The organism is Paenibacillus sp. 01T47 (assembly GCF_056398245.1).
The window spans coordinates 26438-38891 of sequence record NZ_JBFTPA010000023.1 but is presented as its reverse complement, the minus strand read 5'-3'; the positions used below and the strand labels follow the sequence as shown (position 1 = coordinate 38891).

9 protein-coding genes are annotated in these 12454 nt (G+C 45.5%); all 9 read right to left on the bottom strand.

The genetic code is table 11. The annotated features are described in order from the left end of the window. Positions 1 to 78: 78 nt before the first annotated feature. Entirely contained in the window at positions 79 to 1104 is a 1026-nt protein-coding gene (locus tag AC1DOV_RS29860) for an efflux RND transporter periplasmic adaptor subunit (RefSeq protein WP_339204697.1), read from the bottom strand. Then, positions 1088 to 1780 carry an ABC transporter ATP-binding protein gene (locus tag AC1DOV_RS29855; protein ID WP_441959150.1) on the bottom strand — a complete coding sequence of 231 codons (693 nt, stop codon included), beginning with the start codon at positions 1778 to 1780 and terminating at the stop codon, positions 1088 to 1090. Before AC1DOV_RS29855 ends, AC1DOV_RS29860 begins: the two co-directional genes overlap by 17 nt. Positions 1781 to 1915: 135 nt before the next feature. After that, complete coding sequence (locus tag AC1DOV_RS29850) at positions 1916 to 2848, bottom strand: AEC family transporter (protein ID WP_477551790.1); 933 nt, start codon at positions 2846 to 2848, stop codon at positions 1916 to 1918. A 1317-nt stretch (positions 2849 to 4165) separates the two neighbouring features. Further along, entirely contained in the window at positions 4166 to 5110 is a 945-nt protein-coding gene (gene cysK, locus AC1DOV_RS29845; RefSeq protein ID WP_441883609.1) for a cysteine synthase A, read from the bottom strand. 73 nt (positions 5111 to 5183) lie between these two features. Continuing rightward, positions 5184 to 7067 (bottom strand): ABC transporter ATP-binding protein, encoded by a 1884-nt coding sequence (locus AC1DOV_RS29840; RefSeq protein ID WP_477551789.1) that lies wholly within the window; start codon positions 7065 to 7067, stop codon positions 5184 to 5186. After that, complete coding sequence (locus tag AC1DOV_RS29835) at positions 7042 to 8805, bottom strand: ABC transporter ATP-binding protein (protein WP_477551788.1); 1764 nt, start codon at positions 8803 to 8805, stop codon at positions 7042 to 7044. Before AC1DOV_RS29835 ends, AC1DOV_RS29840 begins: the two co-directional genes overlap by 26 nt. Before the next feature lie 27 nt (positions 8806 to 8832). After that, positions 8833 to 10674: an ABC transporter ATP-binding protein gene (locus AC1DOV_RS29830; protein WP_477551787.1), complete on the bottom strand. Its 1842-nt coding sequence runs from the start codon at positions 10672 to 10674 to the stop codon at positions 8833 to 8835. After that, a complete protein-coding gene (locus AC1DOV_RS29825) occupies positions 10671 to 11261 on the bottom strand; it encodes a PadR family transcriptional regulator (RefSeq protein WP_477551786.1) in 591 nt (196 codons plus the stop codon). The genes AC1DOV_RS29830 and AC1DOV_RS29825 overlap by 4 nt, the downstream gene beginning before the upstream one ends. Before the next feature lie 149 nt (positions 11262 to 11410). Continuing rightward, positions 11411 to 12385 carry an aldo/keto reductase family protein gene (locus tag AC1DOV_RS29820; protein WP_477551785.1) on the bottom strand — a complete coding sequence of 325 codons (975 nt, stop codon included), beginning with the start codon at positions 12383 to 12385 and terminating at the stop codon, positions 11411 to 11413. Positions 12386 to 12454 lie beyond the last annotated feature (69 nt).

Genomic DNA, 12454 nt, shown 5'->3' with positions numbered 1-12454 from the left:
AAAACCTCCCAAGCGTAAACGGCTCATAACCTTCCTATGAAGCTAGTTGATGGTTATCAATCGTTCTATACAGACTCATTATTGAAGTACAACAATCGCGCCTTCTTCCAAGCCCTTCGTAATTTCAATTTCCGTCGAGCCTTTTATGCCCGTTTCGACATCAATCTCACGAATTTTATTGCCATCCTCAAGCGTTCTTACGAATGTTCTGCCAAGGAAGCTGCGCACGCCGCTGCGTGGAATTTTGAGTACATCATCACGCTGCTGCAAAATAATTTTGACATCAGCAAACGCTCCGATTGTGGCGTTTCCAGGCACTTTCGGCACTTCAATAAATAATGTTTTGGAGTAACGATCTTGAAGCTGCTGGTTCAGCGTTGAAGGAGCCGATGATGGTGTCTGTACGACTTTCCCTTTCACTTCTTCAGACCCGAAGGTAACCATTGCTGGGAAACCAACATCAACGCTGCTAATTTCCGCACCTGATTCAACTCGGAGCGCTAGACGCAGCTGTGATGGATCGGATATGACAACAAGCGTTTGATAAGCCTCAACAAAATCGCCTTCCTTCAGATCCTCTACGAAAGTTACTTGGCCGTTCATTTCGGCAACAAGCTGTTTGCTGTTAAAGGTCGCCGTCAAACGATCCAGCTTTAACTGTTCAATATCCATTTGCAGCTTAGCAATATCGATCGCATCATTGTCACCGCCTAATTTGGCCTGTTTAAATGAAAGCTTAGCTTTGGCATGGGCGAGCTGCTGTTCCTTTAATTGAATGTCCAGTCCATCTACATTAAGCTGAACCAAGACATCTCCTTTCTTCACCTGCGCTCCCGAGGTAACCATCATCTTCGCAATACGGCCGCCTTGTCCTTTAAACTGCGCAATCTCTGATTGCGTCGACTCCAGGCTTCCGCTTCCTTTAATTTCTTGTGTAATTGTCCCCTTCTCGACCGTTACCGTGCGGTAATTCTCTTGCGCCGGCTTAACAAGAGGAGGTTTCAAGGCAGCCTCCTCGGCAGGAAGCAAGGAGCACCCTGTTAGTGAAGCGCTTAGAAGCAGCGCGAATGACCAGCCGAGTATCGGCTTAAGCTTTTGCGACAATTTGTCCATCCTCCAATTCATAAACATGGTCAACAATTTCCATTATTGCAGGATCATGTGTCGTCATGATGATTGTCATTCCTGCCATTTCTACCAAATCACGAAACACTTTCATAATTTGCAAGCCTGTTCGGCTATCAAGCTCAGCTGTAGGCTCATCCGCCAGAAGCAGCTTCGGCTTATGAGCAATTGCCCGTGCTATTGCCGTTCGCTGCTGCTCCCCGCCCGATAGCTCGAATGGCCGATGATGCATGCGGCTTTTTAAGCCAACTTGCTCTAAAGCGTTAATTGCTGCTTCCTTGCGGCCGTTTGCCGCCATACCTGAAACTCTTAATATAAACTCCACGTTCTCATAGGCGGACATTAGAGGAATGAGTGCAAAGGATTGAAAAATAAGCCCCATTTCCTTGCGGCGTACCATATCTCTCTCATGATTCGACATCGCCGTCAAATCGCGTCCAGCAAACGTAATATTCCCTTCGGTCGGACGGTCCAGTGCGCTTAGCAAATTAATAAGCGTCGTTTTTCCAGAACCTGATCTCCCTTTAAATGCAATAAGCTTGCCGGATGGTATCGACAAATCGACACCTTTTAGTACGGTAACTGCACCGTTTCCACGTCCAAATGTTCTTTTTAAAGCGCTTGCATGAATAATATCATGCGTGATAGGCAGCATCTAGTAATAGACCTCCATTTCCAATAAATCGATTACCCTTGTATCTTTTTCCATTTTAACCTTGTCCATCTTGTTGCACAAGAAATAAAAAACCTAACAAACTCAAAATTAAGAGGTTGATAGGTTTACTAGTTTCTAAATATCAAGTTTTAAGAAAAAAATGACTGCGGTAACCGTGACTATACTTAAAATAGTAGAAACAAAAACAGATTGCGAGGCAAACTCTGGCTCGTTGTCGAACTCTACAGCGAGCAGCACACTGCTGAGTGAAGTGGGGACAGCTGATGAAACGATGAGGGCAGCTGCCGTCAGCTTTTCGAGTCCCATCAGCCAGACGATCAACCATGCGAGCAAAGGACCGGCAATCAGTCTGAGTATGCCCGATATGCTGACATCAATGAGGAGTGAGCGCTTTATTTTCCACTCCATATTGCCCAGCTGTACGCCCAGCGTAATAAGTGCTGTACCGATAAACGCTGCTGATAAGTAACCGATCGGTGTAGCTATAGGCTGCGGGATGGGAACGTCGAACCCTCTGAGCAGGAAGGCAAGCGGGATGACATATATAATCGGCATTGAGATAATTGTCCACCAAATCGCCCGCATATCGGCTTTGTGCGCGTTGACGTTATATATGCCATACGTGTTCGGTATAAGAGATTGCATCATCATAATTAATATCTGAATAGCGAGTGTTTTCTCGTTGCCTGCAAAAGCCAGCTGATTGAGCGGTATGCCATAATTTGCGCTGTTGTAGAACAAGACGCTGTTGCGCATCGCGCTTTTCATGCTTGGCTGATACCCTCTTATTCTAATAACCAGCTCAACGATAATATATTGTGTAACCATAAACAGCACAAAAAACAATAAGATTTTCCCTACCACTTGGGCAGAAATGTCCGTTTTATACAGGAGGTCGAACATAATAGCCGGTGAAAATAAGTAAAAATTCAGTTTCGATAACGTTTTAATATCCAGCTTGAACGCTCTTTGAATAATAATGCCAAGCCCAATCATGATGACCATCGGAAGCACGTTTGTCATTAAAATGTGAAAGAAAATATTCATCGCTGCATCTGCTTCTTTCTATTATATAGTGTGAAAAATGATAGTGTCGGAAATCGCCGTGACTGCGACTAAGATCGCTTCCTCATTTTAATAGGTTCATGCTTGATAAGGCAAGCATTCATGTGACGCTCGCTGTTGTGACTAAGCGGTTGATCTTCAGTGATTGGCTGTGACTTGCTGTGACTAGCTGTGATTTGTGTGAATCTGCGACTTATGTGACTTGCTTTGATGTGCGATGCTGCAAATCGATTCACATGCTCATCCATTCGGCGAATCAGCCCATATCCCCTCTAAGCCGCGAATCGGCTGAAAATGATCTAGAAACTAGATCTATTTCCATCAAATTAGCTTGTTTCGTGCAAATAAGACTAGAAACTAGTCTTATCCTGATGTAAATTTCCCACTATACACGTCAAAACACCAAATCAGCAAAAATAGAACTAGAAACTAGTTCTATTTCCATCAAATTAGCTTGTTTCGTGCATATAAGACTAAAAACTAGTCTTATCCGTAATTAAATCGCCCCACTATACACATCTAAACACCAAATCAGCAAAAATAGAACTAAAAACTAGTTCAATTTCCATCAAATTAGCTTGTTTCGTGCATATAAGACTAAAAACTAGTCTTATCCGTAAGTAAATCGCCCCACTATCCTCGCCAAAGTACCAATCAGCAAAAATAGAACTAAAAAATAGACCTATTTTCATCATATCAGCTTGTTTCGTGCGAATAAGACTAGAAACTAGTCTTATCCATAAATAAATCGCCCCAATATCCTCATCTAATCGGCTAATCAGCAGAAATAGAACTAGAAACTAGTTCTATTTCCATCAAATTAGCTTATTTCGTGCATATAAGACTAGAAACTAGTCTTATCCATAAATAAATCGACCCAATATACCCGCCAAAGTACTAAATCAGCAAAAATAGAACTAGAAACTAGTTCTATTTCCATCAAATTAGCTTGTTTCGTGCAGATAAGACTAAAAACTAGTCTTATCCGTAAGTAAATCGCCACACTATCCTCGTCCAAGCACCAAATCAGCAAAAATAGATCTATATACTAGATCTATTCCCACCAATCCAGCCTAATTCGTGCAACAAAGTCTAGAAACCAGACTTAGACCCCAATATGGCGCTCAATCAACAAAGCAAACAATCGTTTAGTCAATAAACCAATCCTATTAACCTAACCCCTCACTCCAAAACAGTCTGAGCCTGTAACTGCCTTACTCTCCCACCATACGCATCAAATAAAAGACAGCCTTAGGCTATGAAGCCTCGAGCTGTCCGTCCTTCTACTATTACCAAACCTTAAAGCTGCTGTTCCTGTTGATACAGCACCGTTGACAAGTAGCGCTCGCCGTTGCTTGGGATAACCGCAACTACCCGCTTGCCGGTGCCCAGCTTCTGCGCCAATTGTATAGCGGCATATATAGCTGCTCCTGAGGAAATGCCGCCTAAGATCCCTTCCTCCTTAGCCACTCTTCTAGCTGTCTCAAATGCATCATCATTGCTCACTTGAATAATCTCGTTATAAATATCGGCATCCAATATCGAAGGCACAAAACCTGCGCCTATGCCTTGAATTTTGTGCAGGCCAGGCGCTCCTCCCGATAAAACCGGTGATGAGGACGGCTCAACAGCAACAATATGGATATCGGGGAAACGATCACGCAGTACTTCGCCAGCGCCCGTAATCGTACCTCCTGTGCCCACACCTGCTACAAAACCGTCCAGCTTGCCATCAAGCGATTCCACCGCTCTTACGATTTCAGGGCCAGTCGTTTCCCGGTGAATTTTCACATTTGCCGGATTATCGAATTGCAGCGCCGGAAAATAATCCGGATGTTTCTCTTGCAGCTCCTTCGCGGTGCGAATCGCTCCCTTCATTCCCTCAGCTCCGGGCGTAAGCACCAGTTCCGCACCGTATGCCCGCAGCAGATTGCGGCGCTCCAAGCTCATCGTCTCCGGCATAACAAGCACCGCTTTATAGCCTCTAGCTGCGGCTACCAATGCAATGCCAATGCCCGTATTGCCGCTCGTCGCTTCAATGATCGTATCGCCCGGCTTCAGCTTCCCTTTCCGCTCCGCCTCTTCAATAATGCTGATGGCAATTCGATCCTTTACGCTGCTGCCTGGATTAAAAAACTCCAGCTTCAAATAAATTTCTGCACTTCCGTCCGGCACGACCCTGTTCAAACGAACCAAAGGCGTGTTTCCTATCAAATCCGTAATATGATTGACAACATGACTCATCTAATCTGCCTCCTATATGATGAATGGCCTGGCGGCTCGTGCCGAAAAAAGTAAATATGGCGCAAAAAGAGTTTTATACAGCAATATTGCCTTGCGAATGCTCAAACAGCTCCTTGTAATGTCCATCATGCTCCAGCAGCTCCTGATGATTGCCTTGCTCCACGATTTCACCGTGGCTCATCACAATAATCCGATCCGCCTGCATGATCGTCGACAAGCGATGCGCAATTACAATAGTTGTTCGATCCTGCGATACGACCTGAAGCGCATTTTGAATCAATTGTTCCGTATGAGAATCCAAGTTAGCGCTCGCTTCATCCAAAATAAGCACTTTAGGCTTGAACACAATAATTCTCGCAAAAGAAATCAGCTGCCGCTCACCTGCGGATAAACCGCTGCCGCGTTCTGACAGCATCGTATCATAGCCATCCCTCAGCTTATGGATAATCGTATCCGCGCCTACAAATTCACAGGCACGAATAACCTCCTCGCGAGAAATGGAATCGTCGAACATTCTTATATTCTCAATAATGCTGCCCGAATACAGATAAGGCTCCTGCTGAACCAAGCCGACTAGTCGATGCAAGGTTGCTTGCGGGATATCCCTTACATCGATCTCATCTATTCTTATGCTGCCTTCCTTCACATCATAGAATCTGCATAATAAGCTGATCAACGAGCTTTTGCCCGCTCCTGTCGTACCTACGACGCCAATAAGCTCACCCGAATGGATATGCAAATCCAAATCTTTTATGATCGGAATTCCTTCCTCATAGGAGAAGGAGATCCGATTAAAATCGATTTGGCCCTTCACCTGCTCCAAGCTCAAAGTGGATATAGACGCTTGACGTTCATCCGCCTCTTCATCGCTATCCGTCTTATGCAGCTCGATCGATTCAAGCTCGCGGTCTGTAATGTCCGGCTTATTCGCGAATACGCCCCAAATTCTCGTAATGGCAACGGTAGCAGACTGCAACGTATTCCATTGCTGCGTAATCGTATTAATCGGCTGAAAAAACTGGCGGATATACGTAATAAACGCATACAATACGCCGAATTCCAGCTGGTGGCCAAGAACAGCATTCCCGCCGAGCCATGTCACAAATGCAATTGATAAATTGCTCAAAATATCAAAGGTTCGGCCAAACACAACATTCGTCCGAATTTCCCGAAGATTTGCCTTAAAATATAAGCTGTTTCTCTCGTTGAATTGCTTCTCTTGCTCCTTCTGCTGATGAAACACCTGTACAAGGTTCATCCCCGATAGGTTCTCGGCAACAAACGCTACAAGCCGGGATAGCCTCGTTCTAGCAAGCTGATAGGTCGTGCGCATAAAGGAGCGGAAGGCGATCGCAATCGCCCATATGATCGGCAATAAAATCAAGCAATAAAGCGCCAGCTCCGTGTCTAATTGAAACATCATCACCATGATAAAAATGAGTGTAAGCCCATCCCTAAACAGGCTCAGCAGCACCTGATTAAAAAACTGGTTCAGCGCCTCTGTATCGCTTGAGACATGCGTAATTAAGCTGCCGCTCGACATCCGATCGAAATACCGCATAGACTGCTTCAAAATATGACCAAACAGCTGCTTGCGAATGCGCGACACGATGCTTTGCCCAATATTTTGAAGCAGATTGTTTTGCAAATAGCTAAATAGCAAACTAGACATGGACAAGCCCAGATATATGAAACAAATGGTTAGCAACCCTTTGTAGTCATTTTTGCCGGATAATAAATTGTCATCGATCGCTATTTTCATTAAAAAAGGCTGGAACAAATCAGATAAAATCGCGATTAACGTACAACAAAACACACCAATAAAAGCCCATAGATGAGGTCTCGCATACCCGAACAATGTGCGGAAGGCCGAGACATATTCCGGTTTCTGCTCCGGTTGATTCGGATCAGCCTTCTGATCTGCCTGCCAATTATGAATGGCTTGTGCCGGTCGCATGTTGACTTCCCTCCTCCTGAATCGCATGAAGCGTCGCATAGAGCCCTTGCTGCGAGAGCAGCTCTATATGAGTGCCCCGCTGCACAATCAAGCCGTCATCCATCACAATGATTTCATCCGCATGCTTGATTGCACTAATTCGGTGCGCAATAATGATCGTCGTTTTGCTGTCTCTTTCCGTTTGAATCGCTTCTATAATATCCTTCTCTGTCACCGCATCTACGGCACTGACACTATCGTCCAAAATCATAATCGGAGCATTCTTAATCATTCCGCGGGCTAAGCTTGTGCGCTGACGCTGACCGCCGGATAAAGTTAATCCGCGTTCGCCGAGCCTCGTTTCAAACTGATCAGGCAGCTCAGCGATATTATTATAAATTTGAGCTTGCTTCGCAGCTTGCTCAACCGCTTCAAGCTCAAGCTCTCGATTGGAGAAAGCAATATTTTCTCTAATTGTGGTACTGAACAAAAAGCCATCCTGCGGTACGTAGGCAACTTGAGTTCGCAAGCTTTCAAGCGTCATTCCTCTTATATCTGTTTCTCCATACCAGACCGTCTCTGGAGGCGGGTCGTAGGTGCGAAGCAGCAGCTTCATCAATGTTGTCTTGCCGCTCCCTGTTCGCCCGATGATACCAAGTGTCGAGCCTGGCTTAACGTTCAGGTTAATATTTTTCAGTACTGGACTAGACAATGGATCGTATGAAAAGGATAGATTACGAATCGTAATGCCCGCGTCTGTCAAATTCACTTCTTTCGCATTAGGAAGCTCCATAATTTCGGTTTGCTGCGACAATAAGCCGTTTAGACGCTCAAGTGAAGCGCGAGAACGTTGAATGGAATTAATGACATTGCCGATCTGCTGGAGTGGATTCATCAGCATTCTAATATAAAGCGTCAATGCAACAAAGTTGCCCAGCGTAATTTGCTTCGTGATCGTCATGTAACCGCCAAAAGCAAGCGCGACGATTAAAGAAATTGCTCCTAGAAACGGAATCAACGCTTGGAAAAAAGAAGAAACGCGCACTAGCCACAATTGCTTCAGCCTGATCTGGTCGACCGTTTTGCCGAAGCGTTCATTCATAATGTCTTCTACCGCAAATTTTTTCGTTACACGGATGCCGCCGAATTGCTCCTCTGCCGTCTCTGTCATGAGGCCTAGAGATTCCTGCACCTCAAGCGACCGTTTTCTAATAATAGGCCCGAGATATACGACGATAAAAGGGATAAGCAGCAGCGGAAATATCGAAGCCAAAATCAAATAATAAGGAATATGGCTGACAAGCATCATCGTTATGGAAGCCACGAGCAGCATCGACGCATTCGCTGTTGAATTGACCCCCATCGAGATCGATTCCCTTACAGCTGTAACATCGTTCATAAAGTAGCTGAGCAGCTTGCCTACACCATTTTTCGAATAAAACCGTTCGCCCATTTGTGTAAAATGCTTGAATAGCCCTCTGCGAACAACAAACTCAAATTTTCTTCCTACATACATAACCAAATACATTGCGATGCCGTTAAACAGCACCTGCCCAACGCCAATAAGCAGCAGCAATATGCTGTAATCCACAATAAGCTTGCTTGTTAATCCACCAATTTGCAGCTTATCCGTGAATTGTCCCAGTACCTTTGGAAAAAAAACGTTAATCAGGTTAGAAATCAAATGGAAAAAGAGAGAGAACAGGTAAATATGCCATGTACTCCGAAAAAAATCGGCCAACAGCCTTTTTGATTTCAAGAAGCGACCACTTCCTATTTTTCAAAATTATTGTTCTGAAGCATCCTTTTGCGGGAATTGCAGCTCATAGAGCTGACTGTACCGGCCTTGATGATTTAGCAGTTCATCATGTGTTCCATGCTCGACGATTTCACCTTGCTCCAGCACGTAAATCCGATCCGCCTTCTGAATCGTAGACAGACGATGCGCGATGACGAGACAAGTGCGGCCTTGCAATAATTGTGCGAGCGCGTCTTGAATATGCTGCTCTGATTCGGTATCAAGTGATGCAGTAGCTTCATCCAAAATAATAATCCGCGGATTTTTTAGAATCGCCCGTGCAATAGAAAGCCGCTGCTTCTGCCCGCCAGACAGCTTCACGCCGCGCTCGCCAATTTGCGTCTCATAGCCCTGCGGGAACGATTCTATAAAGCCGGCAGCATTTGCCGCTTTTGCCGCTGCCAACACTTCCTGATCTGTTGCATGCAGATTGCCGTACCGAATATTCTCTTCAATAGAGCCATTGAACAGCACGATATCCTGAGATACGATGCCGATTTGCTCCCTAAGAGACGCGATCGTTATATCCTTTAAGGAATAACCATCAATCGTGATGTCGCCAGACTGAGGTTCATAAAATCTAGCGATGAGATGTGCAATGGTTGTTTTGCCAGAGCCCGAAGATCCAACAAGCGCTGTCACCTTGCCTGCCGCAAGCTCCAATTGAAAATCTTTTAACACAGTCGAATCCTTAGAATAAGCAAAATCAATATGATCAAAAACAATATGCCCGCTCACTGGCGGAAGCTTCACAGCTCCTTTCTTCTCAATAATTTCAGCCTTCGTGTTCATAACCTCCATAATGCGTTCATAAGCGGCGGCCGATTGCTGAATCGTATTAATAATGCGGCTAAAGTGACGAATCGGGTTTTGCAGCAGTCTGAGATAAGCTATAAAAGCAACGATTGTACCCACTGTCATTTGTTCTTTCATTGCAAGCCATGCGCCAAAAACAAGGACGATTGCAAGGCCAAGAAAATTAAGAAAATCAATAATAGGTTCATAAGCGGCTCGCAGGCGAGTCACCTGAATATTCGCATCCATATTTTTCTGTGTTCGTTCGGAGAATCGTTCAGACTCGTAATTCTCGGCAGTAAACGCTTTAATAAGGCGGATGCCGGTTAACGTATTTTGCAGATGATCGCTAACATCAGCCACCGATTCCTGTACCGTTCGGAACGAGGAGCGCATTCTTTTGCTGAAAAATCTAGTTGTCAAAATCATAAAAGGGAAGGTCGCAAGCAGCATTAGCGTCAGCTTCCAATCGATCCACAGCATATAAACCGCAATGGCCGTAAAGGTGAAAAAATCGGTAAACAACTGCATCATGCTGGAGGAAATCATTTGCTGTAGGATGCTTACGTCATTCGTGACCCGAGACATTAAATCACCGGTACGATTGCGATCGAAGAAAGAAATATCAAGGCTTTGCATATGGCGGTACAAGTCGTTTCGCAAATTGTAAAGCACCCTTTGACCAATAGACGCCATAAGGGAAGTGCTAATATAGCGCAAAGCACCGAGCACAACAGCTGCTCCCATGACGCCGCCGCCGATTAGCAGCAGTTTATTAAAAAGCTTATTCGGAATGATGTGGTCAATCGTCAGTCTCGTTAGCTGCGGAACGATGAATTCAAGCAGCGATATGGCGATAACGCAGGCAACTGCTGCAATCAATGCGGGCAATTGTGTCCGCGCATGCGCATATATTCGTATAAACATGCTGTAAATGCTGGCAGGCTTTACTTTCTCACCTGTTCCGAATTTTCTCATGCCGCCCATTCCTGCCCCGCCTCGAAATGCCGGCGCTGAATTGTGCTGCTCTCTCATATCGCGCCCCCTTCTTTGCTGTCACAGTCGGTTTCTGTTGTGATTTGGCGAAGCGATACTCGAAGGTCATCCAGGATGACGCGCAGCTGCGCAGCTTTGCTCGGATCAGTGACAGCCGCTCGTTCTGCAGCCTTCAGCAAATGCAGCAGCTCCTTACCAGCAGGCGTCAATCGACGGTTCGGCTTTCTTCTCTCAAAGGGAGCGCCTTCGTCTTCGGATTCACTCTGCTCAGGGCGTTCCATTCCTGTTGCAGCATTATCGTTCTCCTCCAGCAAATAAGCTCTGCCTTCCTCAGTAATCTCAAACACCTTTTTGCCGTCTTGCTTGGACGACTCTACAAATCCTTGATCCCGCAGCATCTGCAGCGTGGGATAAATGGAGCCAGCACTTGGTTTATAGGTGCCTCCTGATTGCTCCTCAAGCGCCTTCATCATTTGGTAGCCGTGCATGCCCTCCTGTTCAAGCAGTGCCAGTAAAGCATATTTAACTCCGCCGCGGCTAAAAAAACGTCTGCCCGAGCCGTGTCCCTCCCTTTCATTCGCATGATGTAAAAACAATTGTTCCTCTGGCTGCCATTCTTTCGTCATTGTGCAATCTCCTTCGTTAACGATATATCGTATTAATTTACATACTATACGATATATCGTTAACTGGCAATTACTTCTTGCGATTTCATGACAAAGTCCAGTAACGAGATGCTCTTTACTGGACTTTGCTCATTTTCGGCCAGAGATGATTAGAATGAACCTCGTGTAGATACTGGGCCGTTATCGATAACCGCTGAAATACGTTCTAGTGTCTCATGATCAAGTTCAATACCTGATGCCTTCACGTTTTCTTCGACCTGATCGGGACGGCTTGCACCAATCAAAGCGCTGGATACGTTCGGCTGGCGCAAAATCCATGCGAGCGACAGCTGACCCACTGTCAGCTCCAATTCGGATGCGATTTCCTTCAGCAGCTCAACCTTCGCCAGCTTTTCTTCCGTTATGCGGTTTTTAAAATTTTCTTGCTTGGCGGCTCGCGACTCTTCTGGCACTTGTTGATTGGATGAGTACTTCCCTGTTAGCAGCCCTTGCGCAAGCGGCGAGAACACGACCTGCCCGAAGCCCTTTTTAATCCCAAGCGGTATGATCTCCTTCTCGATATAGCGCTCAAACAAATTATAGATAGGCTGATTCACGACAATACGATCTAATAAATATTTGTCTGCGATGGCGAACGCTTCAGTTATTTGAGCAGCCGTCCATTCGCTGACACCGACATAATGCACCTTGCCTTGACGGACCAAATCCTCAAAGGCGCGCAGCGTTTCTTCAAGCGGCGTCTCTTGATCAAAGCGATGGCTGTAGAACACATCTACGTATTCAAGCCCAAGCCTCTTCAAGCTTGCATTTGCCGATTCGATCACATGTTTGCGAGAGAGCCCGCGATCATTCGGTCCATCGCCAATTTTTCCATAGACCTTGGTCGCCAGCACATAGGATTCACGGGGATAAGCACGCAGCGTTTCTCCGACTACTTTCTCGGCTTCGCCCTTCGCATACACATTAGCTGTATCAAAAAAGTTAATGCCAAGATCATACGCCGTTTGAATCGACTTCACGGCATTTTCACGCTCGACATAACCGCCATACGTCAGCCAGCTCCCGAGACTAATCTCACTAACCTTTAATCCGCTTGCGCCTAAATTTCGATATTGAATCGCCATATGAATAACCTCCTCAAATGTATACAAACGTTAGTTTTCAGCTGCGGCAGCGGAATGAGAGCTGCTGCC

Bases quoted from the DNA above. Each gene is read 5' to 3' on its own strand.
- AC1DOV_RS29855 (WP_441959150.1), bottom strand. From the start codon at position 1,780: ATGCTGCCTATCACGCATGATATTATTCATGCAAGCGCTTTAAAAAGA.
- AC1DOV_RS29850 (WP_477551790.1), bottom strand. From the start codon at position 2,848: ATGAATATTTTCTTTCACATTTTAATGACAAACGTGCTTCCGATGGTC.
- cysK (WP_441883609.1), bottom strand. From the start codon at position 5,110: ATGAGTCATGTTGTCAATCATATTACGGATTTGATAGGAAACACGCCT.
- AC1DOV_RS29840 (WP_477551789.1), bottom strand. From the start codon at position 7,067: ATGCGACCGGCACAAGCCATTCATAATTGGCAGGCAGATCAGAAGGCT.
- AC1DOV_RS29830 (WP_477551787.1), bottom strand. From the start codon at position 10,674: ATGAGAGAGCAGCACAATTCAGCGCCGGCATTTCGAGGCGGGGCAGGA.
- AC1DOV_RS29825 (WP_477551786.1), bottom strand. From the start codon at position 11,261: ATGACGAAAGAATGGCAGCCAGAGGAACAATTGTTTTTACATCATGCG.
- AC1DOV_RS29820 (WP_477551785.1), bottom strand. From the start codon at position 12,385: ATGGCGATTCAATATCGAAATTTAGGCGCAAGCGGATTAAAGGTTAGT.